The following is a 24,468-nucleotide window of genomic DNA, read 5'->3' as shown; positions in this document are numbered from 1 at the left end:
GCGGCCCGCTCGGCGACCCACCGCCGCCACCTGCGCGATCTTGCGGTTGGTGTTGGCGCTTTGCGACGGATGCACCTTTTGTCACCGAAGAAGGCGCAAGATCGCGGGGTTCTGGGGTGGGACGGGGTCAGAATGCGCCGGAGTCGCCGTCGGTCAGCTCACGCAGGATGTCGGCGTGGCCCGCGTGCCGGGCCGTCTCCTCGATCATGTGCACCAGAACCCAGCGCACCGACACCTCGCCGAGCTGCGGATGCGGCACCACGTGATCGAGGTCGACGGTCGCGACGACCGCCCGGGAACGGGCGCAGGCCCGCTCGTACGCCTCGATGAGCCCTGCGACGGTCTCCTGGTCGCCGAGGGTGAAGCTGGCGACGGCGTCCTCCTCGGAGGTCAGGTAGACGTCGCCCGGCTCGGGGGCCAGCAGGGTCGGGAACCAGTTCCGCTCGACCAGGGTCAGGTGCTTGACCAACCCGACGAGCGTGGTCGCCGAGGGCACCAGCCGGCGGCGGGCGTCGGCGTCGGAGAGACCGCGCAGTTTGCGCAGCAGCACGGCCCGGTGGAAATCGAGGAACGAGGTCAGGACGGCGCGCTCGTCGCCGGTGCGGGCGAGCACCGGACCGAGCGTGGGATCGATCGTCTGCTCCATCCGCCGACCCTAGCCACGGGCCCGGTCCAGCGCTGCCCCGCTATCCGCTGCGGGCGGGCGCTACGACGGGCAGGATGGGCGCATGGCTTCATCCGTGCAGATCCTTCTCGTCGGCGGCACGGCGGACGGGCAGACCATCACCGTCGAACTGGACACCAACGGCCGCCCGCCGCTGACCCACCATCACATCGGCTCCGGTGGGCTGGCCGACGCGCAGATCTACGAGTTGGAAACCGCCCGCGAGGAGGCCCGCGAGTGGCGCTACCGGTGGACCGGCCCAGCGGTGTGACCGCCCGCTCAGACCCGGGTGAGGGTTTGGCTGCGCAGGCTCTCCAACACGCCGCGGGTGACCTCCGAGGTGCCCCGCGCCTGATCGCACACCTCCGCCACCCGTCGGGCGGTGGCCTCGGCGCGCTGCTCCCGCTCGTCCCAGAGCCGGTCGACCTCGGCCAGCAGCGGCCCCTCGACCTCCCGCTCCACACCGCGTAGCGCCGGCACACCGAGCCGTTGGGCCAGGTCGAAGACCTTGCCGGCGTACGGCAGGGGCAGGAACGGCGTACCGACCATCGCCGCGAAGATCAGGAAGTGCAGGCGCATGCCGACGGCCAGGTCGAAGTGGCGCATCAACCCCAGCACCTGCTGCGGAGAGTAGGTGCCGTGCAGGATCCGACCCCGCTCGGCGGCGACCATGTGGGACAGCACTCCGTGGGAGTGCCGGATGTCGTCGCGTTCCATCGGCACGAACAGCACGTACGCGTCGATCCGGTGCACCAGGAAGTCACCGATCTGGGCCAACAGCCGGTGGTAACCATCCACGTCGAGGCGTTCGGCGGCCCGGCCCGGCTCCCGCACGCTGATCCCGACCAGCCTCTTGCCGACCGGCACACCCTCCTCGGCCAGCAGGTGGGCGGGGAACTCCTCCGGTTGCAGCAGGAACGCGGGGTCCGCGGTGACCGTGATCGGGTTCAGCAGGCCGGCCTCCTCCAACACCATCCGGGACTCCTGGTCCCGGACGGTCACCTGGGTCGCGCTGGAGAGCGTTTCCCGGACCATGCCGGTGTCCACCGCGTCGCTGAGCGGCCCGACCCCCACCGCGTACGTGATCAGCGGCAGGCCCCGTTCCTGGGCGACCCGGACGACCCGCAGGTAACGGCGGGCCTCCCGGTCGTAGAGGATGCCGCCTCCACCCAGGATGAGCAGGTCGAGCTGGGCCAGGACGAGAGCCGAGTCGGTACGGCTCACGCCCTCCCACGGCACCGCCTCGACGTCCGGGTGTGCGGCCCGGGTGTGCTCCGGGTTCCGGGAGAAGACGATGATCCGGGCGTTCGGTTCCTGCGTACGCAGATCGGTGAGCAGGCCGGTGAGGATGGCCTCGTCGCCGAGGTTTCGCCCACCGTACGAGCCCAGCACACCGATGGTCAGTCCGGCGCCATGCGTCATCCGTCGCTCCTCCCCAGGTGCGGTCCGCGCCGGTTTCCCGCTGGGCAGGTGAACAGTCCTGCCCAGGGGACCCACCTGGGGTCGTCCCCGACTCAGCTCGCCGGGGTGATGCGCTTCGCCATCTGCTGCGAGGTGACCTCGAAACCCAGACTGTCGTAGAGGCCGATAGCCACGGTGTTCGTACCGAAGACGTTCAGACCCAGCTCGGGCACGCCCAGCTGGGCGAGTTCGGCCTCGATGAGCTGGATCATCCGCCGCGCGTACCCGCGTCCCCGGTGCTCCTCGTCCACCTCGATGTTGTGGATCCACGCCTGGTCCGGGGCGGCGGCCGTCGGCAGGGTCACCCAGATCCAGCCGACCTCGGTGTCACCGACCCGGCCCACCCGCAGCAGCGCCCCCTCGGTGGCCGCGCCGTCCGGCAGCGACTCGCGGATCTGACTGACCGATCGCTCAAGGGCCGCCTCCGGGGTCATCCCCCGGTGCGCCACCAGGTCCTCGGCGTACCCCTGCTCCAGTGACCCCAGCAGCCGGGCCAGCTCCGGTGCGGTCATCGGTGTCAGCGTCAACTCCACCGCGTCTCCCCTTCGTCGTCGCCAGCGGGTAGTGCAGCAGAACCGGCCCGGACACGCCAACGGATTCCCCGCCGGGGCGTACGGACGGCCGGGCGGTCAGGGCGCCGTCGGCGTCGACTCCAGTTGGTGGGCCAGGTGGGCCAGGTCGTGCAGACGCAGGTCGCCGTCGAGGCCCTTCAGCGCGGCGGTCATCGCCCCGGCCGCCCGACCGGCTCGCAGGCCGACCTCGGCGTCCTCGACGACCAGGCACCGCGCCACGGGTACGCCCAGCAGCGCCGCGCCCCGCAGATAGCCCTCCGGGTCCGGCTTACCGACGCTGACGTCCTCCACGGTGACGAGCACCGGCGCCTTGATGCCTGCGGCACCGAGCCGGGCCTCGGCAAGCCGCGCGTCGGCGCTGGTCACCACCGCCCAGGGCAGCCCCAGCCGGGCCAGCGCGGTCAGCAGGTCGTGCGCGCCGGGGGTGGCCGTCACGTCGGACAGGTCGTCGTACTGCAACGCCAACTGTCGTGCCGCGGCGGCGGCGACCGCACTGTCGTCGAGCGCGGGCAGCAGCCGGCGGATGGTCCGGTCGGCCGGGCTGCCGTGCGCGATCACCAGCGCCGCAGCCGGGTCGACGGCGTACTCGGCGGCCCACCGCTCCCAGGCCCGCTCCACGGCGGCGTCGGAGTCGACGAGGGTGCCGTCCATGTCGAACAGCACCGCGCCAATGCCCGCCAGTTCCACGCTCACGCTCCCCGGGTCGCCCGGCCCCACCCTCCCCCACCTCGCAAGATCCGCGCAACTTCGGTGATCCTGCTGTCTCGTCGTCTGGTGAGGCAGCAGGACCCGTGAAGTTGCCCGGATCATGGCGGCCCGCCGGGTCGGCGGCCCGCCGGGTCGGCGGCCCGCCGGGTCGGCGGCCCGCCGGGGATTGCGGGAAGTCGAGGATCGCGGCAATCGGACCTGGCGGTCGGAGCGAGACGTCCGATGGCCGCCAGACGGGAGGCCTGCGCGGCCAGATGATCGTTTGCATGACGACGACACTCAACGACAAGGTCGCCTTGGTGACCGGCGGTTCCCGGGGCATCGGAGCCGGCATCGCCCTGCGCCTGGCACAGGACGGGGCCGACGTGGCGCTGACCTACCGGCAGGACGCCGAGCGGGCCGCGACCGTGGTGAAGCAGATCGAGGCGCTGGGCCGCAGAGCGCTGGCGATCCAGGCGGACGGCGCCGACCCGGCCGCCGTGCGGGGCGCCGTCGACCGGGCGGCCGCCGAACTGGGTCGGTTGGACATCCTGGTCAACAATGCCGCGGTGTTCCTCGTCGGCGCCCTCGACGAGCTTGGCTCGGCAGAGGTGGAGCAGACGATCGCGGTCAACATCAGGGCACCGTACGTCGCCGCGCGGGCGGCGCTGCGGCACCTGGGCGACGGTGGACGGATCATCAGCATCGGCAGCAACGTCGGTGAACGGGCGGTCTTTCCCGGCCTGACGCTCTACGCGATGAGCAAGACCGCTCTGGTCGGGCTGACCCGGGGCCTGGCCCGTGAACTGGGCCCACGGGCCATCACCGTCAACCTGGTCAACCCCGGGCCGACAGACACCGACGCCAACCCGGCGGACGGGCCGAACGCGGCGGCGATCAGCGGATTCACCGCAGTCGGCCGCTACGCCCGCCCCGCCGATATCGCGGCCACCGTCGCGCACCTGGCCAGCCCCGAGGCCAGCTACGTGACCGGAGCGGTGGTCAACGTGGACGGCGGCTTCACCAGCTGACCCTTCGACCCGCCAGGTGGCCGCCGGGCTGGCTGGAGTTGCCGTACCGCTGGACGTCAGGGCAGTTCGTAGCCGGCTTCCTCGACTGCGGCACGCACCTCGGCGATGTCGAGAGGTCCATCGCTCGTCACCGTGGCGGTGTCGCGTTCGACGTCCACCGCCACGGCGGTGACTCCGGAAAGCCGTTCGATCTCCTCGGTGACGAAGCCTGCGCAGTGCCCGCAGGCCATCCCGATCACCCGATAGCTGCTGACCGTCATGCCGGCAACTGCCTTCGGTCGGGCGCCTCTGGTGGCGGAAGCTGTGAGCTGACCTCGGCCGGGGCGGCATCGCTGGCTTTCAGGGGGACCGCTCGGGTGAGCATGTGTGCCCGGCGCATCCGCCCATCGGCAGCGAACTGCCCGAAGAAGTGGACGTCGACGCTGCCCGCGCGCTTGGCGGTCTGGAAGTGCAGTGTGTAGCGGGCGGCGATCCGGTCCCCGTCTGCTATCGCCTCATGCACCTCCCACCGGGCGCCGGTCTGGTGTTTCCGCGCCGGGCGGGTGTGTGCGATGAGCTTGGCGCGGTCCATCAGGTTGCCGTCGGCGACCTGCAGAATGTCGGGCGTGTGGTACCGGTCGACGACCATCGCAGGATCGTCGTCGCCGCGAACCAAATCGCTCATGAAGGAGGTGAAGAAGTTGGTGATGAACTCCTTCGGGTTGATGCCATCGAGACCGCCCATGTCATCCACCGCCAACTCGTGATTCGGCGAATCTTTACGGCTTGTAAGATATAGACCTCCGAGAACTTTGGCAAGGTGTAAGAAATGAGTGGCTCCGCAGAGCGCAACCGACGCGCAGACGCCCGCCGCAACAGCAGCTCGATCCTCGACGCAGCAGTCCGGCTGCTCGACGCGCAGCCCGACGCGAGCCTTGACGCCATCGCCGGCGCCGCCGGGGTGACCCGGCAGACCGTCTACGCCCATTTCCCGTCCCGCGAGCACCTGATGGCAGCCGTCGTCCGACGGATCACCGACGAGGCTGTCGCCGCGATGGACGCCGCTGAGCCAGACAACGGATCCGCTACGGACGCGCTGATCCGCGTCCTCGAAGCCGGTGCCCGGACCGCCGGGCGCTATCCGGTCCTCCTCCAGCAGATCGCGTCACTACCGGTAAGCCCGCACGTCGACGAAGAACGTCACGCGCCGGTCGCCGCCCGGATCAACCGAGTGATCCAGCGCGGTCAGGCGAGCGGCGAGTTCGACAAAGGACTCCCGGCCGCCTGGCTGGCCGCGATCACTATCAAGATCGGCCACGCCACCGGCGAGGAAGTCGACGCCGGCCGGATGCCCCGGAGCGAGGCCGCCGAGGCGCTGCGTACCGTCCTGGCCAGGCTACTGCGCCCCGAATAGTCCTGCGAACAACCCCAAAAAACGGTGCGGGCCGCCTCCAGGCGGCCCGCACCGTTACCGAACGCCGGGCGCGTTACGCCCGCTGGCGGGTGGGGGTTCCCGGCCTACAGGTCGGCCTTCGTCACGCGGGAGGATTCGTACGTCGTGGAGGCCTGGGGGAGGCCCGACACGGTGGAGACGCCCTTGACCAGCATGCCGGTCTTGGCGTCAATGGTCAGCACCTCGCTGCTCTCGCCGCCGAACACCTCGGGGCCGGCGGTGATCGTCAGCGTGGCCGTGCCGTGGGTGGTCGAGTTCTTGACGCTGACCGCGGAGATGGTGGACAGCAGACGCAGCACACCGGCCCGGATGTGCGTGTTGCCGTCGCCGGCGGACAACGCTTGCGTGCTGTACGTCCACAGAGCGTTGTCGAAGTGCCGCTGAACGGCCTGAGGGCTGTACGGCTTCGGCTCGGCGCTGCCGCCCTTCTGCTTGATGATCACCTGGGCGGCCGCCTGCTGCTTGTCCCACACCGCCTTCTGCGCCGCGGGGTCGAGGCCCACCAGCGGATCCTTGGCCGCCTTGAGCATCTGGGTCCGGCCGTCGGCCGGGCTGCTGTCCGCCGCGGCGGCGGCTGCCTTGAGGAGCGGAGCGTAACCGCCGTCCGTCATCTGGTCCTGGTGACGGGCGATCGCACGCTTGATGTCCTTCACGCTGTTGCCCGTATAGATCGCGTGACCGTCGGTGTACAGCGTGTAGACGACCTGCATGGTCTTGGTGCCGTGGACCTGCGTCGCCTTCACCAGCCACGCGTCGCCCGCCGACGGGGTGACCGTCTTGATGGATCCGGCCAGGGTCATCAGCGGCGCGCTCTCGGCGGACCCGTCGACGGTGGTCGAGCCCGAGGTGGCTGCCGACGAACTCTTGCCGGCCTCGGTGCCCCCGGTCGCCGGCGAGTTGAGCACCACAGCGACGACTGCCGCCGCGGCGGCAACCCCTACCCCGGCGCCGATGCCCAGTCGGCCCGCGATACCGAACCGGCGGCGGCGTTGAATCGCCGGGCCGGCTCCGTGGTCCCGCGTGGTAGTCGTCGTTTCCACTGTTGAAGTCGCCTCCATAGTCGTGTCCTCCGCTGATATCGCGTCCAGCAGCCGCACGGTTCCGGGCTCGGCCATGGCCGCCCGCAGCACCGCCCGCGCCCGCTGATACGCCTCCGGGCGTAGTGGTTCTGCGCTGCCCAACGCACCGACCAGATCGAGCTCGTCGGTCATCGGTGTCTCTCCTTCGCGCTGTTGCGGTCCTCCAGAAGCGCGGGCACCCCCGGCGCGTCGCGCAATGCCGTCCTGGCCTGGCTCAGCAGCCGCCGCGCGGTACCGGCCGGTATGCCGAGTGCCCGCGCGGCGTCGGCTGCGGTCAGGTCCTCCCAGGCGACGAGCCTCAGGACCTCCCGCTCTTCGGGTTTGAGCCGCGTCAGGGCCGACCGGAGCACCGCCCGGGCGTCCACGCCGAGGTCCACCGCCGACCACGGATCCCATCCAGTAGCCACGTCCGGCACGTCCGCGACCAGGTCCTCGGCCGGCCGGGACCGCCAGTAGCGCCGTAAGCGATTCAACGCCACCCCGTACAGCCAGGGCCGCGCATCGTTGTACGACCGGTCGTACGATCGCCGCGACTCGAACGCCGCAACCCACACCTCGCCCAGGAGGTCCTCAGCCGCATCCCGCCCCGCCCGGCGAACGAGGTACGAACCGACGGCGGCCTCATGACGCTCGACCACCTCCACGAAGGCGTCGACATCGCCATCCAGCGACCGGCCTATCAGATCCGCATCCGAAGCCATGGCCCTCCTCGGCAAAGTCCGCGCTTCAACCTGTCATTGCCGATCAGGCGGGGAAGTGTTCAGGCGCCGAGCTGCTGGACAGGTCGCCGGACTGCTCTGGAAGGCCGACTGAGACGACAACTGAGACGAAGAGGGCCACCGGTGATCCGGTGGCCCTCTTCGCTTACTGGTCGGAGTGTGGGCGCGGCAGGTTTCGAACCTGCGACCCCCCGCTTGTAAGGCGGGTGCTCTCCCACTGAGCTACGCGCCCGGATCGCCCGTGTGGCGGGCCGGTGGCTGGCAAGCTTACCTGCCCGCCACCGACCCGGGCGCACGGCGTACCCCGGTCAGGTGGTCGCTTCGGCGATGGCCTTGCGCCAGGCCTGCTGGTCGCGGGCCTGGCCCGGGCCGTTCATCTCGGCGAAGCGGACCACGCCGGTCCGGTCGATGACGAAGGTGCCCCGGTTGGCGAAGCCGGCGACGTCGTTGAAGACCCCGTACGCCTGGGCGACGGCACCGTGCGGCCAGAAGTCGGCAAGCATCGGGAACTGGTAACCCTCACGGTCGGCCCAGATCTTGTGGCTGTAGGCCGAGTCGACGCTGACGGCCAACACCTGGACGTCGTCGTTCACGTACTCGCCGAGGTTGTCTCGCACCTCGCTCAGCTCACCCTGGCAGGTGCCGGTGAAGGCGAGGGGGTAGAAGACCAGCAGCACGGTGCGTCTGCCCCGGAAGTCCGAGAGTCGGACCTCCTGGTTGTTCTGGTCCTTGAGCACGAAGTCGGGTGCTTCGGCACCAACCTCGATCAGCATGCGAACTCTCCTCGCGTCGAGTCGGGTGGACGGCGTCAGCCTGCTACCCGGCGGTGGGCGGACCGTCGGGCGCGGAAGGCAGGCGCTCGCTACTTCTTGGCCTTGGCCCCTCGACGCAGCACCAGACGTGCGCCGCTCCAGTCCCGGCCGGCGTTCACGGTCGAGGTCTGCTGGAGGCCGGCGGTGGGCGCGGACTCCGCGACCTCGCTCGGCTCGACGTGCCCCTCACGCCCCGCCTTCGGGGTGAGCAGCCACACGACGCCGTTGTCGGCCAGCGGGCCGAGGGCATCGACGAGCAGCTCGAAAAGGTCACCGTCGCCGTCCCGATACCAGACCAGCACCGCGTCGACCACCTCGTCGGTGTCCTCGTCGACCAGATCTCCACAGCGGTCGGTCAGGGCGTCTCGGAGATCCTGGTCGACGTCGTCGTCGTACCCCATCTCCATGACGACCATCCCCGGTTCGATTCCGAACCGGTCCGCCAGGCTGCGTACCCCGTCGGCGGCCTGACCAGCGGTCGCGCTCACTGTCGCGTGCCTCCTCATCTCGTCCCTGCTCGCGACGTCGCTGCGACGCCGTCAGGCAAAGTCCACACAGTTGTTGGTCTGCGCGCAAGTGGCGCACCGGGTGGAACGGAATTTACCGTGCCAGCAGCGTACGGGCACCGTCGGTAATGGCTTCCGCGGAGACCAGTACGTGACGTGCTGCCGGACCTAATGGTACAAACGAGTCAACTCCCGCCACTCGACGCGCGGCACCGACATATCCGCCGTCGACAAGCGCGGCGATCACGCCCTCGCCGACCCCGCCGGAACGGCGCGTCTCGTCCACGACCAGCACCCGGCCGGTCGCCGAGGACTCCCGGATGATGTCCGCCACCGGCAGCGGGGCCAGCCAACGCAGATCCACCACGCGGGTGCCCACCCCCTCCTCGGCGAGGACGGCCGCGGCCCGCAGCGACATCCGTACCCCGTTACCGAAGGTGATGATGGTGAGATCATCCGCCGAGCCGACCCGGTAGACCCGGGCCCGCCCGATCGGCACGTGCCCGGCCACCCACCCACCCGGTTCCGGATAGCCGGCCAACCACTCCCCGTCACCATCCGCGTACAGGTCGCGGGTGTGGTAGAGCGCGATCGGTTCCAGGAACACGCAGACACTGCCGTCCACCGCAGCGCTCGCCAGGCAGGTCCGCAGCATGGGCGCGGCATCGTCCGGCCGCGCCGGCACCGCGACCACAAGACCGGGCACATCCCGGAGTACGGCCACCGAGTTGTCGTTGTGGAAGTGCCCGCCGAACCCCTCCTGGTACGCCAGGCCCGCCACCCGCACCACCATCGGGTTGCGGAACGCGCCCTGCGAGAAGAACCGCATGGTGGCCGCCTCACCGCGCAGCTGGTCCTCGGCGTTGTGCAGGTACGCCAGGTACTGGATCTCCGGCACCGGCAACATCCCGGCCAACCCGGCGCCGAGGCCGAGCCCGAGCACCGACGTCTCGTCGAGCAGGGTGTCGAAGACCCGGGCCGCCCCGAACCGGTCGCGCAGCCCCTTCGTCACCCCGTACACGCCACCCTTGGCGGCCACGTCCTCCCCGAAGAGCGCCATCTGCGGGTGGTCGAGCATCCCGTCGGCGAGTGCGGCGTTGATGCTCTGCGCCAGGGTCATCGGCCCCGCCAGCTCCGGTGGCTTCCCGCCGAACGCCTCCGCCCGGGCGCCCGCGCCCGGCCCGCTGGCCCGCGCCGCGGCGTCGGCCACCGCCCGCGCCACCCGCACCGGACGGCGCGGCGCCAGCGCCGACACCACGTCGGCCGCGGACGCCAGCTTCGGCTCGCCCAGCACCTCCTCGGCCAGCCGGCGTACCTGCCAGCCGGTCTCGTCGTACCGGGCCAGCAGCTCCTCACCTGTCGCCACGCCGGCGTCCACCAGCAGCCGCGCGGTGGCGGCCACCGGGTCCCGGTCCAGGTCCTCGGCCAGCTCGGTCGGGCTCCGGTACGCCGACTCCGCGTCCGCCCCGGCGTGCCCCATCAGCCGCACGGTGCGCAGGTGCAGCACGGCCGGCCGGCGGTTCCGGCGTACCCAGGCCGCCGCCTCCGCCGCCACCGCGTACGTCTGCACCGGGTCGGCCCCGTCCGCGCTGAAGTAGCGGATGCCCGGCTTCGCCCGCAGTGTCACCTCGACCCAGCCCTCCGGCGAGCGGACGCTGATGCCCAGCCCGTTGTCCTCGCAGACGAAGAGCACCGGGATCCGCAGCCCGGCGTGGTCGTACCAGCCGGCGGTGTTGAAGGCGGCGGTGGCGCTGGCGTGGTTGACCGAGGCGTCCCCGAAGGAGCAGACCACTATCGCGTCCGGTGGCCAGGGAGCGTGCGCGGCGCCCGCGCCGCTGCCGACCCGTACCCCGGCCCCGGTCCGCCGTCCGGCGCTGTCCAGCCGGCGCAGCCGCTCCACGGCCAGTCCCATCCCGACCGCGCGGGGCAGGTGCGAGGCGATGGTGGAGGTGGTCGGCACGATCGCCAGGTCGGCTCGGCCGAACACCTTGTGCCGGCCCCCGGCGATCGGGTCGAGGCTGGACGCCACCATCCCGCGCAGCACGTCCCGGGCCGCGTCGGCGTACGCCGCGAACCCGGCGGCGGTCGCCGAGGTCGGGTCGGGCCCGGACGGCTCCGATTCGGACACCTCGGCATCGACGGTCGACCCGGGGTCGGCAGACGGCGCGCCGTCGGCGGACCGCTCCGAGCCGGCGGTCGGCGCGGGATCGGCGGCGGCCTGGGCGGGATCGGCGGCGGCCTGGGCGGCGCGGAGGCAGTAGAAGGCGCCCGAGCGGTAGTGCAGCAACGCCGGATCGGTGGGACGCAGCGCGGCGGCGACCGCCGCGTTGCCCTCGTGCCCGGCCGAGCCGATGGTGTAGAAACCCTCCCCGAAGCTGCGCAGCCAACGGCCGGCCAGGTCGAGCTGTCGGCTGGTCACCTGCGCGTCGAACAGGTCCAGCACCTGCGCGCCGGTCAGTGGGGCGTCGTCGGTGACCGGGTCGGCGGGGTCACGCCGCCGCTCGGCGGCGGGCAGAGCCGCCAGCGTCTCCCGGAACCGGTCGTCGAGATCTTGCGGGGTGGTCACGTCGGACAGCATTACCGACGGAAGCCCTGCTCGCCCAGTGGGACACGGCCGGCGGAGGTGGGCTCACTCCGGCCCGAAGGACTCCGGACAGCCGCCGTCGGACACCTTCCAGACCAGGTCACGAAGGGTGCTCAGCTCCTCATCGCTCAGCCCGGACAGGAGTCGGGAGTCGGACATCACCTCGATCACCCGGGCCCGGACGACGCGACCCTCCTCGGTCACCAGCAGTGTCTTCTGCCGTCGGTCCGTCGGGTCGGTGCGGCGCTCGACCAGCCCGGCCTGCTCCAACTTGTCGACCAGCACCGTCACGTTCGACCGGTCGCACCCCAGCTGACCGGCGAGATCCCGGGCCGGCAGCGGGTGGTCCGGGTCCAACTCCCGTAGCCCCCGGGCCGCCGCCGGTGTGAGCCCCAACTCGGCGAACGCGGAGCCCTGCCGGTGTCGCAGAGCGGCGCTGACGTGCGCCAGCCGTCGCACCACATCGACGGCGAGACCGACCCGATCCACCGGCCCATCCACTACGGAAGCCACCTGCCGTGCCACGACCACATCGTACGCACGCCATCTCGCCGCCCGGGTCGGCGATCAAACTCCTCGGCGAGGACTGAAGCCCGGCAGGGACGGATCGACCGCGATCGTCGGTGTTCGACTGCTGGCGACGGACCGGGGCCCTCGTCGTCACCTCCCGGCCACCAACGCTCGCGAGGCTCGCCCAGTCACGAGAGATCGGATTCTGGGGAGGATTTCGTGTCACTGTCCCGACGTACCATCCTGCTGTCCGGCGCCGCACTCGGCGCCGCGGGCGCGGTCACCGGGCTGCCGGTGGCGGCCGGCGCGGCGGCGGCCCACCGGCCGCTGGCCTATCCGTTCACCCTCGGTGTGGCCTCCGGCGATCCCGACCACGACGGGTTTGTGCTGTGGACCCGCCTGGCCCCGCAACCACTGGCCGAGGACGGCCTCGGCGGCATGCCGGACCGCGACGTGCCGGTGCACTGGGAGTTGGCCGCCGACGAGCGGTTCCGGCATGTGGTGCGCCGTGGGGTCGCGGTCGCCCGCACCCGCTCGGCGCACAGCGTGCACGTGGAGTTGGCCGGCCTGCTGCCCGGGCGCGAGTACTTCTACCGGTTCCGCGCCGAACGCCACGTCTCGCCGACCGGCCGCACCCGCACCGCCCCGGCACCGTGGACCATGCCGACCGCCCTGGCGATGGGCTTCGCGTCCTGCTCCCAGTACGAGCACGGCTACTTCACCGCCTACCGCCGCCTCGCCGAGACCGAGCCGGAGCTGATCCTGCACCTGGGCGACTACCAGTACGAATACGCCCCGGACACGTACACCGTCCCCGCCGGCAACCCGCGTGACCACGAGGGACCGGAGACCCGGACGCTGGCCAACTACCGGCAGCGGCACGCCCAGTACAAGACCGACGCCGACCTGCAGGCCGCGCACGCGGTGGCGCCGTGGGCGGTGGTGTTCGACGACCACGAGGTGGAGAACAACTGGGCCGACGAGGTGCCCGAGGCGCCGGACCCGGAGTTCCCCGCGCGGCGGGCGGCGGCGTTCCAGGCGTACTACGAGAACATGCCGCTGCGACGCACCTCGATCCCCCGCGGCATCGACATGCAGCTCTACCGGCGGGTGCGCTGGGGGCGGCTGGCCACGTTCCACATGCTCGACACCCGGCAGTACCGCGACGACCAGGCCTGCGGCGACGGTTACCGGGACTGCGCGGCGGCATCCGACCCGGCCCGGTCGATCACCGGGGCCGAGCAGGAGGCGTGGCTGCTGGACGGTTTCCGTCGCTCGGACGCCCAGTGGGACATCCTGGGCCAGCAGGTCTTCTTCGCTCAGCGGGACAACAACTCCGGCCCGCTCACCGTCACCAGCATGGACTCGTGGGACGGCTACGTCGCCTCCCGGGACCGCATCACCCGGGGTTGGTTGGCCGCCGGGGTACGCAACCCGGTGGTGCTGACCGGCGACGTGCACGCGCACTGGGCCAGCGATCTCAAGCTGGACTATGCCGACCCGACCTCGCGCACCGTCGGCACCGAATTGGTCTGCTCCTCGATCACCTCGACGGGTGACGGCGCGGACTCGGCGTCCGGCTCGCACCCGTGGTTCGCGTTCAACCCGCACCTCCGCTTCCAGAACAACCTGCGGGGGTACGTCCGCACCACGATCACCCCGGGACAGCTCACCGCCGACTTCGACGTGCTGCCTTACGTCAGTCGGCCGGGCGCGCCCGCGTACACCCGGGCGTCGTTCGTCATCGAGGACCGCGTGCCCGGCCTGCACCAGACGGCGGACAACCCGGTCCCGTCAGCGGTCCGCAGCGCCACGCCATCCGCGGACCCTGGCCAGCAGACCGTCCAGCAGGAGACAGTCCGCCCGTAACCCGCCCTACGCCTCAAGATCCGCGCAACATCAGGGAACATGTGGCCTCGCCACGCGCTGAGGCAGCAGTTTCGGGGAAGTTGTGCGGGTCTTGAGGCGGGACGACGGACCAGGACGGGCCGTCAGCCCGGGAGGAAGGAGAAGCGGACCTGGCGGGTCGGGTTGTCGCCGTTGGTGTCGACGAGGCAGATCGACTGCCAGGTGCCGAGAGCCAGCCGCCCGCCGAGCACGGGCAGCGTGGCGTACGGCGGGACGAACGCCGGCAGCACGTGGTCGCGGCCATGGCCGGGCGAGCCGTGGCGGTGCCGCCAGCGGTCGTCGGTGGGGAGCAGGTCGTCCAGGGCCCGGAGCAGGTCGTCGTCGGAGCCCGACCCGGTCTCGATGATCGCCAGGCCGGCGGTGGCGTGCGGCACGAAGACGTGCAGCAGGCCGTCACCCTCGCCAGAGACGAACTGCTGGGCCTCCGCGGTGATGTCCCGGACGGTCGGCCGGGACCCGGTCTGGACGGTGATCACGTCGCTGCGCATACGTCGCATTCTGCCGCAGGGCGTGGTCAGGAGCTGCCGCCACCGCCGCCAGAGTCACCGCCGCCGGACCAGCCTCCGCCGGAGTCACCGCTGGACCAGCCTCCGCCGGAGTCACCGCTGGACCAGCCCCAGCCGGACCAGCCTCCACCGGAGTCGCCGCCACCGACCGGTTCCGTACCGTCGGAGCTGTCGTGGTCGCCGTCGCGCTGGCGGCCGCCGTACCCGCTTCCGGCGTCCCCGGCGGGCATCGGGTAGAGGGGGTACCCGGCGCCGCCGTCCGTGTCCAGACGGCGGCGCCGGCCTTCCGGGCCGTTCAGGCGGGCCGCCCGGCTCGCGTCCCGCAGCAGGATCACACCGAACACGACAAGTAGGGCAGCGAGGGCCATCAGTCCCACGGTCGGCCAGTTGTTGCCGGCGGCGAGGGCGACCGCCCCGATGACCAGGCCGACCACCCCGATAACGATCATGCTCGCGGCGACCGCCACATGGCGTCTGCTCATGGTGCAGACGGTAGGAGTGGCGGTCAAACCGCTCAGGTTCCACTCGGTCGTCGCGCTAAGTTACCGGCGAGTATCTGTGTTCAGCATCGCGTCGGGGGGACCTAGACGTGACGACGGGTGCCACCAGGGGGCAGGATGGCGCTAGAGACCTATCCCACACACAACCGAGGGAACGCCTGTGGCTACGGAACGCAAGCGCCCGGTGATCAGCGACGGCCTACCGAGCCAGCTTCCGGACATCGACCCTGACGAGACAAGCGAATGGGTCGAGTCGCTTGACGGTGTCATCGACGAACGCGGCGCCAAACGCGCCCGCTACGTCATGCTGCGCCTGCTGGAGCGGGCCCGTGAGCGCCAGGTCGGGGTTCCGCCCCTGACCACCACCGACTACATCAACACCATCCCGTCCGAGCGCGAGCCCTGGTTCCCAGGTGACGAGCACGTCGAGCGGCGGATCCGGGCGTACGTCAGGTGGAACGCCGCCATGCTGGTGCACCGGGCGCAGCGCCCGGAGATCGGCGTCGGCGGGCACATCTCCACCTTCGCCAGCTCCGCGTCGCTCTACGAGGTGGGCTTCAACCACTTCTTCCGGGGCAAGAACCACCCGGGCGGCGGGGACCAGATCTTCTACCAGGGCCACGCCTCCCCCGGCATGTACGCGCGGGCGTTCCTGGAGGGGCGGCTCACCGAGCACCAGCTCGACGGGTTCCGCCAGGAGCTGTCGCACCCCGGTGGTGGGCTGCCCTCGTACCCGCACCCTCGGCTGATGCCGGACTTCTGGGAGTTCCCCACCGTTTCGATGGGCCTCGGCGGTCTGAACGCGATCTACCAGGCCCGGTTCAACCGGTACCTACAGCACCGCGGCATCAAGGACACCTCCCAGCAGCACGTCTGGGCGTTCCTCGGCGACGGCGAGATGGACGAGCCGGAGACGCTCGGCGCCATCGGCGTGGCCGCCCGCGAGGAGTTGGACAACCTCACCTTCGTGATCAACTGCAACCTCCAGCGGCTGGACGGCCCGGTCCGGGGCAACGGCAAGGTCATGCAGGAGTTGGAGGCGTTCTTCCGGGGTGCCGGCTGGAACGTGATCAAGGTCGTCTGGGGTCGCGAGTGGGACCCGCTGCTCGCCGCGGACACCGACGGCGCGTTGGTCAACCTGATGAACACCACGACCGACGGCGACTACCAGACCTACAAGGCGGAGTCGGGCGCGTACGTGCGGGAGCACTTCTTCGGCCGTGACGCACGGACCCGCAAGATGGTCGAGCCGCTCAGCGACGACGAGATCTGGAACCTCAAGCGGGGCGGGCACGACTACCGCAAGCTCTACGCGGCCTACAAGGCGGCCACCGAGCACACCGGTCAGCCCACAGTCATCCTGGCGAAGACGATCAAGGGCTGGACGCTCGGCTCGCACTTCGAGGGCCGCAACGCGACCCACCAGATGAAGAAGCTGACGCTGGAGGACTTGAAGACCTTCCGCGACCGGCTCTACCTGGACATCCCGGACAAGGCGCTGGAGGACAACCCCTACCTGCCGCCGTACTTCCACCCGGGTGAGAAGTCCGAGGAGCTGGCGTACCTCAAGGAGCGGCGCGAGCAGCTCGGCGGATACCTGCCGTCCCGGCGGACCAGCACGAAGCGGCTGGCCATCCCCGGCCCGGAGCGGTTCGCCGACATCAAGCGCGGCTCGGGCAAGCAGAAGGTGGCCACCACGCAGGCCTTCGTCCGTCTGCTCAAGGACGTGATGAAGGACAAGGAGTTCGGCAAGCGTTGGGTGCCGATCATCCCGGACGAGGCCCGCACCTTCGGTCTCGACTCGATCTTCCCGACCGCGAAGATCTACTCGCCGCACGGCCAGCGCTACACCTCGGTCGACCGCGAGCTGTTCCTGTCGTACAAGGAGTCGACCTCCGGGCAGATCCTGCACGAGGGGATCAACGAGGCCGGTTCGGTGGCGTCGTTCACCGCGGCCGGCTCGGCGTACGCCACGCACGACGAGCCGATGATCCCGATGTACATCTTCTACTCGATGTTCGGGTTCCAGCGGACCGCCGACGGGCTGTGGGCCGCGGCCGACCAGATGGCCCGGGGCTTCCTGCTCGGCGCCACCGCGGGTCGGACCACGCTCAACGGTGAGGGCCTCCAGCACGAGGACGGGCACTCGCTGCTGATCGCCGCCACCAACCCGGCCGTGGTCGCGTATGACCCGGCGTTCTCGTACGAGATCGCGCACATCATGGAGCAGGGTCTGCACCGGATGTACGGGGACGCGCAGGAGAACGTCTTCTACTACCTGACGGTCTACAACGAGCCGACGCTGCAGCCGGCCGAGCCGGCCGACGTGGACGTGGAGGGCCTGCTCAAGGGCATCTACCGTTACTCGCCGGCGCCGCAGGTCGACGGGCCGAAGGCCAACCTGCTCGCCTCGGGCACCGGCATGCAGTGGGCGCTCAAGGCTCAGCAGTTGCTCGCCCAGGACTGGGGGGTGGCCGCCAGCGTCTGGTCGGTGACCTCCTGGACCGAGCTGCGCCGCGACGCGGTGGAGACCGAGGAGTACAACCTCCTCAATCCGGGCGCGGAGGCGAAGCTTCCGTACATCCAGCAGAAGCTGGCCGACGCGGACGGGCCGAAGGTCGCGGTCAGCGACTTCATGCGTGCGGTACCGGATCTGATCGCCCGCTGGGTACCCGGCGACTACACGTCGCTCGGCACCGACGGTTTCGGCATGTCGGACACCCGGCACGCGCTGCGCCGGCACTTCCACGTCGACGCGGAGTCGATCGTGGTGGCCACGCTGCGGCAGCTCGCCCGCAGCGGCGCGGTGGCGACCACGGTGCCGGCCGAGGCCGCCAAGAAGTACGCGATCGACGACGTCAACGCCGCCCCGGTCGGCGAGACCGGCGGCGACAGCTGATCCAGCACGACCAAGGAAGGGCCCGGCGCACGCGCGCCGGGCCCTTCCTCGGTCGGCCCCACCCCACTCGGGTCGATCATGGAGTTGTGGTGGGGGACGAAGCGGTCAAGTCACCTCGCACCAGGCACCACAACTCCATGATCGACCGCAGCGGACGGCCCAGCGGGTTCGGGGTCCGGAGCCGGAAGCGGCGGTGGTCCGGGGGCCCTGGCGGGGATCCGGACCACCGCCGTCGCGGGTGACGCCGGGAGGATGGGCGCTCGTCAGCCGACGGCGGCCAGGTCGGTGAGCCGGGCCAGCGAGTCCTCCAGGTCGGCGCCGACCCGACGCAGTCCGAGGCGCAGCAGAGCCGCCTTGACCGGGCCGGCCGGCCAACGGACCACGATGAGGCGCACGATGGTTCCGCCCTCCTCCTCGTCTCCGGTGAGCTGGACGTAGATTTCGGTGCGCGCCTCCGCACGAGCACCGGCACCCCTCGCCCGTTCCCGCCAGCCGATCAGCGTCGGCTCCTGATAGGCGATCACCTCGGCCTCATGCGCCGAGCCGCGCCCCGCCTGGACAAGTTGTCGCCGCCCGAAGCCCTCTCCCGAGAGCACTTCGGCCGCGCGGACCCCGGCCAGCCAGGCCGGCAACTGCTCGGCCCGCTGGACGACATCCCAGACCACTTCAATTGGCGCCGCCACGTGCGCACTGCGTTCCACGAGGATCATTTCCGTCTTTCCTCCGGTGAGGACATCACACGATATCGGCACTCTATGCGCTAAATCGGACTTACCTGGACGGGTTCGGAAAAAGACACGCCGATCAACCATTGCGTATTGCGCCAGGCCGGCCTATGGCGCATTCATCGACAGCGCCCTAAAGTCCCGAACACGTTTCACGTTGACCGGGAGGGCGCATGTCGACCGCACCAATGCCCGAGTTCCCCACCGGCTTCCGCTGGGGCGTCTCCACATCGGCCCACCAGATCGAGGGCGCCACCACCGCCGACGGCCGAGGTCCGTCCATCTGGGACACCTTCGCGCACTCCCCCGGCCGGATCAGCGACGGCAGCAGCGGCGAGGTGGCCTGCGACCACTACCACCGGCACAGCGAGGACGTGGCGCTGCTGGCCGGCCTGGGCGTCTCCGCGTACCGGTTCTCCATCGCCTGGCCCCGGGTGCAGCCCACCGGCACGGGCCCGGCCAACCCGGCCGGCCTGGACTTCTACGACCGGCTGGTCGACGAGCTGCTGGCCGCCGGCGTCGACCCGGTGGCCACCCTCTACCACTGGGACCTGCCGCAACCCCTCGAAGACGCCGGCGGCTGGCTGCACCGCGACACCGCCGCCCGCTTCGCCGAGTACGCCGAGAGGACCGCCACCCGGCTCGGCGACCGGGTCCGGCTCTGGATCACCCTGAACGAGCCGTTCATCCACATGAGCCTCGGCTACGGCATGGGCGAGCACGCCCCGGGCCGGACGCTGCTGTTCGACGCCTTCCCGGTCGCCCACCACCAACTGCTCGGGCACGGGCTCGCGGTCGCCGCGCTGCGATCCCACACCACCAGCCCGGTGGCGATCGCCAACAACTACTCGCCGGTGCGGGTGCTCGGCGACCGTGACGCCGACCGTGACGCCGGGGTCGCGTACGAGACGCTGCACAACAGGCTCTTCACCGACCCGCTGCTCGGCCGCGGCTACCCGGAGCTGCCCGGCTTCGACCCCAGCGTCGTCCGCCCCGGCGACCTCGACACGATCGCCGCGCCGATCGACGTGCTCGGGGTCAACTACTACAACCCCACAGGTGTACGGGCGGCCGAGGAGGGTTCACCGCTGCCGTTCGACCTCGTGCCGCTGGACGGTTACCCGCGTACCGCCTTCGACTGGCCGGTGGCCCCCGACGGGCTGCGCGAGCTGCTCGACTGGCTGCGCGACACGTACGGGGACGCGCTGCCGCCCATCGAGATCACCGAGAGCGGCTGCGCGTACGACGACGCACCCGACGCCGACGGGCAGGTGGCGGACCCGGAGCGGATCGCGTACCTCGACGGGCACCTGCGCGCCGTCCGCGCCGCCATCGACGACGGGGTGGACGTCCGCGGGTACTTCGTCTGGTCGCTGCTGGACAACTGGGAGTGGGCCGAGGGGTTCACCAAGCGCTTCGGCCTGGTGCACGTCGACTACGCCACCCAGACCCGTACGCCGAAGTCGTCGTACACCTGGTTTCGCGACGTGATCGCGGCCAACCGGCCGGGGTCGGCGCGGTGACCACCCTCGACCCGACGTCGGCGGCGCTGCCGGCGGCGCTCGCCGAGCCGACGGCGCCGGTGCGGCGCAGCTGGATCGGCCTGATCTTCGCGGCCAACCTCGGTGTGTGGATGGCGTTCTTCACGCCGATCCAGGTGCTGCTGCCGCAGCAGATCGAGCAGATCGCGCCGGGCGACAAGGAGAACATGCTGGCCGTGGTCACCGGCCTCGGTGCGCTGGCCGCGGTGCTGGCCAACCCCCTCGCGGGCGCGTTCTCCGACCGGACCTGCCTGCGGATCGCCGGCCGCGAGTTCGGTCGACGCCACGTCTGGACGGCGGGCGGGGCGGTGCTCGGCGCGGCGGCCCTGGTGCTGCTGGCCCAGCAGCGGACCATCCTCGGCGTCGCCCTCGGCTGGGTCGCCGCGCAGATCTGCTTCAACGCGATGCTGGCCAGCCTCAGTGCGGCCATTCCGGACCGGGTTCCGGTGACGCAGCGCGGCGGGGTCTCGGGTTGGGTGGGCATCCCGCAGGCGCTCGGGCTGGTGCTCGGCGCGGTGCTGGTCACCGCCGTGGTCACCGGTAACGCCGCCGGCTACCTGGCCATCGCCGTGGCCATCCTGCTGCTGTCGCTGCCGTTCGCGTTGCTCACCCCCGACGAACCGCTGCCGCGTACGCATCGGCCGGCGATCCGGACGCGGGCGCTGCTGGCCTCGATGTGGATCAGCCCCCGTCGGCACCCGGACTTCGCCTGGGCCTGGATCACCAGGTTCCTGGTCCAGCTCGGCAACGCCCTGGGCACCCTCTACCTGCTGTACTTCCTCACCGACGGGGTGGGCCACCCCGACCCCGAGGCCGGCCTGCTGGTGCTGATCCTGCTCTACACGCTCGGAATGATGCTGACCGCTGTGGTCGCCGGCCGGCTGTCCGACCGCTCCGGCCGCCGCAAGATCTACGTCATCGTGTCCGGGCTGATCATGGCGGTGGCGGCGCTGCTGCTCGCGGTCGCGCCGGTCTGGCCGATGGCCGTCGTCGCGGCGCTGCTGCTCGGCGCCGGCTACGGCGTCTACCTCGCGGTGGACGCCGCGTTGATCACTCAGGTGCTGCCCCGGGCCACCGACCGGGCCAAGGACCTGGGCGTCATCAACATCGCCAACTCGGCACCGCAGGTGCTCGGCCCGGCGCTCTCCGCCCCGCTCGTGGTGTACCTGGGCGGCTATCCCACGCTCTACGCGGTCACCGCCGTGGTCACCCTGGTCGGCAGCGCCCTGGTCGTGAAGATCCGCTCAGTGCCGTGAGCCAGGGGGCGGTGGCGGAAAGCAGTCGCGTACCGCCGTAGGCTGGGGGACGTGACAGTACGTGTGCGCTTCGCCCCCTCCCCGACCGGTATGTTCCACGTCGGCGGCGCCCGCTCGGCGCTGCAGAACTGGATCTACGCCAAGCAGCAGGGCGGCGTGTTCGTGCTGCGTATCGAGGACACCGACGCGGCGCGCAACAAGCCCGAGTGGACCGAGGGCATCCTCTCCGCGCTGGACTGGATCGGGATCTCCCGGGGGAGCTACGAGGGCCCGTACTTCCAGTCGGCGAACGCGGGCGAGCACCGGGCCGCCGCCGCGCGCCTGTACGAGTCGGGCCGCGCCTACTACTGCGACTGCACCCGTGAGGACGTGCAGGCCCGCACCGGCTCGCAGTACCAGGGCTACGACGGCTACCACCGCGATCTCGGCCTGGGCCCGGGCGAGGGGCGTGCGCTGCGCTTCCGTACGCCGGACGAGGGCACGACAGTGGTGGTCGACCTGATCCGCGGTGAGCCCACCTTCGAGAACAAGCTCATCGAGGACTTCGTCATCGCCCGGGGCGACGGCTCGCCGGTCTTTCTGCTGGCCAACGTCGTCGACGACATGACCATGGGGATCACCCACGTGATCCGGGCCGAGGAGCACCTGCCCAACACCCCCAAGCAGCAGTTGCTCTGGGAAGCCCTCGGGGTCAAGCCGCCGGTCTGGGCGCACGTGCCGGTGGTGGTCAACGAGAAGCGACAGAAGCTCTCCAAGCGCCGCGACAAGGTCGCCCTGGAGGCGTACCGCGACGAGGGTTACCTCGCCGGGGCGATGCGCAACTACCTGATGCTGCTCGGCTGGGCGCCCTCCGGCGACCGGGAGATCGTTCCCTGGTCGGTCATCGAGGACGAGTTCCGGCTGGACGAGGTCAACCTCTCCTCGGCGTTCTTCGACGAGAAGAAGCTGCGCGCGTTCAACGGTGAGTACATTCGCGCGCTGCCGGTGGCCGAGTTCATCGACGCCTGCCAGCCGTGGCTGACCGGCACCGGGACCATCGCGCCACCGCCGTGGCAGCCCGAGGAGTTCGACGCCGACGCGTTCGCCGCCGTGGCACCGCTGGCCCAGACGCGGATCGCGGTGCTCAGCGAGATCGTGCCGAACGTCGACTTCCTCTTCCTGGCCTCGCCGCTGATCGACGAGGCCGCCTGGACCAAGACGATGAAGGACGGCTCCGCCGAGCTGCTGGACGACGCCGTCGCGGCGTTCGAGGCGCTGGAGTCCTGGGATGCCGAGTCGCTGAAGTCGACGCTGGAGGCGGTGGGCGCCGAGCGGGGCCTCAAGCTCGGCAAGACGCAGGCGCCGGTGCGGGTCGCGGTCACCGGCCGCACCGTGGGTCTGCCGCTGTTCGAGTCGCTGGAGGTGCTCGGTCGCGAGCGCTCCCTGACCCGGATCCGCGCCGCCCGCCTGCGCCTGGTCTAGGCCCCCACCTCCGTCGATCATGGAGTTGTGGTGCCCGGTTTGGCGACCCACGGGGACTTTGTCAGCCACCACAACTCCATGATCGACTAGGTTTGGCGGCGGCGGAACAGGAGGCCGGCTGCTAGGGCGGCTAGTAGTAGCAGGGCGCCTAGCGGCCAGAGCCACCAACGGCCGGCGGAGTCGGACTGCTCCTTTGCCGCCGGCACTGTGGAGGCAGTCGAGCTGCCGGGTGTCGCCGACGCGGGCCCGGCGGTCGGCTCACCCACGGCCGAGGGCGAGCCGGCCGGGCTGGTGCTGGCGGCGGCCGACGGCGAGGCGGACGGGTCGGCGGCGGTGCCGGTCGTGAGGGTGAACCGCACCTCGCCCTTCACCGGATGCCCGTCGGACGACGCGAGCTGGTAGCCGACGATGTAGAGCCCCGCGGCGGCCGGCTTGAACGGCACCCGCACCCGACTGCCGTCGAAGGCGGGAGTCCCGCCGGCGACCACATTGTCCGGTCCGGTTATTGTGATCTTCGTCGTAGTCGGTGACGGCTTGGCGAGGAACCGCAGCTCGACCCGGGCGGGTGCCGTCGCCACGCGGGCGCCATCGCGCGGGTTACTGCCGGTCAGCTCGTTGTGGGCGGCGGCCGGTGTCGCCGGCACCAGAAACGACACACCGAACGCCACGCCGAGCACCACTGGCATGACCCGCACCGTACGTGCAACCCTGCCCCCCATGAACCCCTCCGTAAGGGTACGATCCGCCCGCTGATCAAACGGCTCCTCACTAGTCGAGCAGAGATCGCAGATAGTTCCAAATACTGTTCCAAAAGCTGCAACTCATCGACGTTCTGCGGAGTCTGTAGGAGTGGACGCGACCATCTGGTCGATGCCGCACCGGCAGATCGGTCCAGACGTCACGACGAAGCCATCCATCGAACGGGGCGAGGAGGCGGGATGGTCCGACACATGAGGCGCTTGGCCGCCGTGTTGGCGGGCACGCTGGCGGCGGCGCTGCTGTCGCTTGGCACCGCCGGCCCGGCCTCGGCGGCGCCGAAGCCGCCACCCGCCGGAGTGGACATCACCGGCACGGGGCTGTCCGCGCCGCTGCGGATGCACGAGGACACGGAGCCCGCCCTCGTGGGCGCGGTCATCGACCAGGTCAACTTCCTCGCTCGCACCGGCATGCCGACCGGCCCGAAGGCGGCCAGCCTCGGTCCGAAGTACACGGTCGTGGTGCTCGCCGGCGAGACGCCGAAGCAGACGTACGACCTCTATCCCAAGGCGGTCGGTGGCCCTCGCGTCTACCGGCCGGCGAAGCAGCCGGACGGTCGCAAGACCAGCGCCGGCTGGTTCCTGGGTCGGCTCAGCATGTCCGAGACCCTGCGCACCGCCGGTGTGCCGCTGGAGCGGCAGTTCGACACGGTCAGCGGCGGCGCCGGCGGCGGCGAGCGGGTGCTCCCGGAGGACACGCTCGACCCGGCGAAGGACCTCGACGAGGCGCTCGGCGACCTGCAACGCCTGCTGTTGCTCAACGTCGGCGTGATGCTGACCATCACGGTCGGCCTCGCCGGGATCGCCCTGCTGATCCGCCGCCGCACGCGCTGAGCTGGCGCACGGGGTTGAGCTGGCGC

Annotated in this window: 25 protein-coding genes and 1 tRNA gene; 9 read left to right on the top strand and 17 right to left on the bottom strand. The window is 70.9% G+C overall.

Features of this window, described 5'->3' with window-relative positions:
- Positions 1 to 127: 127 nt before the first annotated feature.
- The gene (locus tag ACLQ3B_RS01395) at positions 128 to 646 is read right to left on the bottom strand and encodes a DinB family protein (protein WP_425776622.1); all 519 of its coding nucleotides are present in this window, start codon (positions 644 to 646) and stop codon (positions 128 to 130) included.
- Between the two features lie 82 nt (positions 647 to 728).
- On the opposite strand from ACLQ3B_RS01395, the gene ACLQ3B_RS01390 reads away from it, so the two are divergent.
- Positions 729 to 935, top strand: a complete 207-nt coding sequence (locus tag ACLQ3B_RS01390; RefSeq protein ID WP_425776620.1) for a hypothetical protein — start codon at positions 729 to 731, stop codon at positions 933 to 935.
- A gap of 8 nt (positions 936 to 943) precedes the next feature.
- On the opposite strand, the gene ACLQ3B_RS01385 is transcribed toward ACLQ3B_RS01390, so the two are convergent.
- The 3 genes from ACLQ3B_RS01385 to ACLQ3B_RS01375 form a co-directional block, all read right to left on the bottom strand.
- A complete protein-coding gene (locus ACLQ3B_RS01385) occupies positions 944 to 2,086 on the bottom strand; it encodes a polysaccharide pyruvyl transferase family protein (protein WP_238671475.1) in 1,143 nt (380 codons plus the stop codon).
- A gap of 92 nt (positions 2,087 to 2,178) precedes the next feature.
- Entirely contained in the window at positions 2,179 to 2,658 is a 480-nt protein-coding gene (locus tag ACLQ3B_RS01380) for a GNAT family N-acetyltransferase (RefSeq protein WP_425776618.1), read from the bottom strand.
- A gap of 96 nt (positions 2,659 to 2,754) precedes the next feature.
- Positions 2,755 to 3,384, bottom strand: a complete 630-nt coding sequence (locus tag ACLQ3B_RS01375; RefSeq protein WP_425776616.1) for an HAD-IA family hydrolase — start codon at positions 3,382 to 3,384, stop codon at positions 2,755 to 2,757.
- 287 nt (positions 3,385 to 3,671) lie between these two features.
- On the opposite strand from ACLQ3B_RS01375, the gene ACLQ3B_RS01370 reads away from it, so the two are divergent.
- The gene (locus tag ACLQ3B_RS01370) at positions 3,672 to 4,415 is read left to right on the top strand and encodes an SDR family NAD(P)-dependent oxidoreductase (RefSeq protein ID WP_425776615.1); all 744 of its coding nucleotides are present in this window, start codon (positions 3,672 to 3,674) and stop codon (positions 4,413 to 4,415) included.
- 56 nt (positions 4,416 to 4,471) lie between these two features.
- Here ACLQ3B_RS01370 and ACLQ3B_RS01365 read toward each other — a convergent pair whose 3' ends face one another.
- Both ACLQ3B_RS01365 and ACLQ3B_RS01360 read right to left on the bottom strand, forming a co-directional pair.
- On the bottom strand, positions 4,472 to 4,675 hold the full coding sequence (locus ACLQ3B_RS01365; RefSeq protein WP_124822868.1) for a heavy-metal-associated domain-containing protein: 204 nt from the start codon (positions 4,673 to 4,675) through the stop codon (positions 4,472 to 4,474).
- Positions 4,672 to 5,139 carry a nuclear transport factor 2 family protein gene (locus ACLQ3B_RS01360; RefSeq protein ID WP_425777994.1) on the bottom strand — a complete coding sequence of 156 codons (468 nt, stop codon included), beginning with the start codon at positions 5,137 to 5,139 and terminating at the stop codon, positions 4,672 to 4,674. Before ACLQ3B_RS01360 ends, ACLQ3B_RS01365 begins: the two co-directional genes overlap by 4 nt.
- Positions 5,140 to 5,223: 84 nt before the next feature.
- On the opposite strand from ACLQ3B_RS01360, the gene ACLQ3B_RS01355 reads away from it, so the two are divergent.
- On the top strand, positions 5,224 to 5,808 hold the full coding sequence (locus tag ACLQ3B_RS01355; protein WP_425776612.1) for a TetR/AcrR family transcriptional regulator: 585 nt from the start codon (positions 5,224 to 5,226) through the stop codon (positions 5,806 to 5,808).
- Between the two features lie 104 nt (positions 5,809 to 5,912).
- Here the strand turns inward: ACLQ3B_RS01355 and ACLQ3B_RS01350 are convergent, their stop codons facing one another.
- From ACLQ3B_RS01350 to ACLQ3B_RS01320, 7 genes are all read right to left on the bottom strand, one after another.
- Positions 5,913 to 7,058, bottom strand: a complete 1,146-nt coding sequence (locus tag ACLQ3B_RS01350) for a hypothetical protein (RefSeq protein WP_425776611.1) — start codon at positions 7,056 to 7,058, stop codon at positions 5,913 to 5,915.
- Positions 7,055 to 7,627, bottom strand: coding sequence for an RNA polymerase sigma factor (locus ACLQ3B_RS01345; protein ID WP_425776609.1), 573 nt, complete (start codon positions 7,625 to 7,627; stop codon positions 7,055 to 7,057). Before ACLQ3B_RS01345 ends, ACLQ3B_RS01350 begins: the two co-directional genes overlap by 4 nt.
- Positions 7,628 to 7,805: 178 nt before the next feature.
- A tRNA-Val gene (locus ACLQ3B_RS01340) sits at positions 7,806 to 7,877 on the bottom strand.
- Between the two features lie 76 nt (positions 7,878 to 7,953).
- A complete protein-coding gene (locus ACLQ3B_RS01335; protein ID WP_425776607.1) occupies positions 7,954 to 8,418 on the bottom strand; it encodes a peroxiredoxin in 465 nt (154 codons plus the stop codon).
- 89 nt (positions 8,419 to 8,507) lie between these two features.
- Positions 8,508 to 8,945, bottom strand: a complete 438-nt coding sequence (locus ACLQ3B_RS01330; protein ID WP_030330240.1) for a DUF3052 domain-containing protein — start codon at positions 8,943 to 8,945, stop codon at positions 8,508 to 8,510.
- A gap of 112 nt (positions 8,946 to 9,057) precedes the next feature.
- Positions 9,058 to 11,541 carry a thiamine pyrophosphate-dependent enzyme gene (locus ACLQ3B_RS01325; RefSeq protein ID WP_425776605.1) on the bottom strand — a complete coding sequence of 828 codons (2,484 nt, stop codon included), beginning with the start codon at positions 11,539 to 11,541 and terminating at the stop codon, positions 9,058 to 9,060.
- Positions 11,542 to 11,592: 51 nt separating this feature from the next.
- On the bottom strand, positions 11,593 to 12,072 hold the full coding sequence (locus ACLQ3B_RS01320; RefSeq protein ID WP_425776603.1) for a MarR family winged helix-turn-helix transcriptional regulator: 480 nt from the start codon (positions 12,070 to 12,072) through the stop codon (positions 11,593 to 11,595).
- A gap of 204 nt (positions 12,073 to 12,276) precedes the next feature.
- On the opposite strand from ACLQ3B_RS01320, the gene ACLQ3B_RS01315 reads away from it, so the two are divergent.
- Entirely contained in the window at positions 12,277 to 13,926 is a 1,650-nt protein-coding gene (locus tag ACLQ3B_RS01315; RefSeq protein WP_425776601.1) for an alkaline phosphatase D family protein, read from the top strand.
- 122 nt (positions 13,927 to 14,048) lie between these two features.
- On the opposite strand, the gene ACLQ3B_RS01310 is transcribed toward ACLQ3B_RS01315, so the two are convergent.
- Together ACLQ3B_RS01310 and ACLQ3B_RS01305 are read right to left on the bottom strand one after the other, a co-directional pair.
- Positions 14,049 to 14,453, bottom strand: coding sequence for a YjbQ family protein (locus ACLQ3B_RS01310; protein WP_425776599.1), 405 nt, complete (start codon positions 14,451 to 14,453; stop codon positions 14,049 to 14,051).
- Positions 14,454 to 14,479: 26 nt separating this feature from the next.
- On the bottom strand, positions 14,480 to 14,953 hold the full coding sequence (locus ACLQ3B_RS01305; RefSeq protein ID WP_425776598.1) for a hypothetical protein: 474 nt from the start codon (positions 14,951 to 14,953) through the stop codon (positions 14,480 to 14,482).
- 178 nt (positions 14,954 to 15,131) lie between these two features.
- Here ACLQ3B_RS01305 and aceE point away from each other — a divergent pair, with 178 nt between their 5' ends.
- Positions 15,132 to 17,870 carry a pyruvate dehydrogenase (acetyl-transferring), homodimeric type gene (gene aceE / locus ACLQ3B_RS01300; protein ID WP_425776596.1) on the top strand — a complete coding sequence of 913 codons (2,739 nt, stop codon included), beginning with the start codon at positions 15,132 to 15,134 and terminating at the stop codon, positions 17,868 to 17,870.
- 263 nt (positions 17,871 to 18,133) lie between these two features.
- Here the strand turns inward: aceE and ACLQ3B_RS01295 are convergent, their stop codons facing one another.
- Positions 18,134 to 18,580 carry an SRPBCC family protein gene (locus tag ACLQ3B_RS01295; RefSeq protein WP_363616103.1) on the bottom strand — a complete coding sequence of 149 codons (447 nt, stop codon included), beginning with the start codon at positions 18,578 to 18,580 and terminating at the stop codon, positions 18,134 to 18,136.
- A gap of 188 nt (positions 18,581 to 18,768) precedes the next feature.
- Here ACLQ3B_RS01295 and ACLQ3B_RS01290 point away from each other — a divergent pair, with 188 nt between their 5' ends.
- The 3 genes from ACLQ3B_RS01290 to gltX are packed head-to-tail and all read left to right on the top strand — an operon-like array spanning position 18,769 to position 22,853.
- Positions 18,769 to 20,118 carry a GH1 family beta-glucosidase gene (locus ACLQ3B_RS01290; protein WP_425776594.1) on the top strand — a complete coding sequence of 450 codons (1,350 nt, stop codon included), beginning with the start codon at positions 18,769 to 18,771 and terminating at the stop codon, positions 20,116 to 20,118.
- Positions 20,115 to 21,392 carry an MFS transporter gene (locus ACLQ3B_RS01285; RefSeq protein ID WP_425776592.1) on the top strand — a complete coding sequence of 426 codons (1,278 nt, stop codon included), beginning with the start codon at positions 20,115 to 20,117 and terminating at the stop codon, positions 21,390 to 21,392. Before ACLQ3B_RS01290 ends, ACLQ3B_RS01285 begins: the two co-directional genes overlap by 4 nt.
- A 51-nt stretch (positions 21,393 to 21,443) precedes the next feature.
- The gene (gltX, locus tag ACLQ3B_RS01280; protein ID WP_425776590.1) at positions 21,444 to 22,853 is read left to right on the top strand and encodes a glutamate--tRNA ligase; all 1,410 of its coding nucleotides are present in this window, start codon (positions 21,444 to 21,446) and stop codon (positions 22,851 to 22,853) included.
- 86 nt (positions 22,854 to 22,939) lie between these two features.
- Here gltX and ACLQ3B_RS01275 read toward each other — a convergent pair whose 3' ends face one another.
- Positions 22,940 to 23,539, bottom strand: coding sequence for a copper resistance CopC family protein (locus ACLQ3B_RS01275; RefSeq protein WP_425776588.1), 600 nt, complete (start codon positions 23,537 to 23,539; stop codon positions 22,940 to 22,942).
- A 252-nt stretch (positions 23,540 to 23,791) separates the two neighbouring features.
- Between ACLQ3B_RS01275 and ACLQ3B_RS01270 the strand changes: the two genes are divergently transcribed.
- The gene (locus tag ACLQ3B_RS01270) at positions 23,792 to 24,442 is read left to right on the top strand and encodes a hypothetical protein (RefSeq protein WP_425776586.1); all 651 of its coding nucleotides are present in this window, start codon (positions 23,792 to 23,794) and stop codon (positions 24,440 to 24,442) included.
- Positions 24,443 to 24,468 lie beyond the last annotated feature (26 nt).

This window comes from Micromonospora sp. DT53 (assembly GCF_049841535.1).
Taxonomy (GTDB): domain Bacteria; phylum Actinomycetota; class Actinomycetes; order Mycobacteriales; family Micromonosporaceae; genus Micromonospora.
This window is presented reverse-complemented; position numbering and strand designations above follow the sequence as displayed.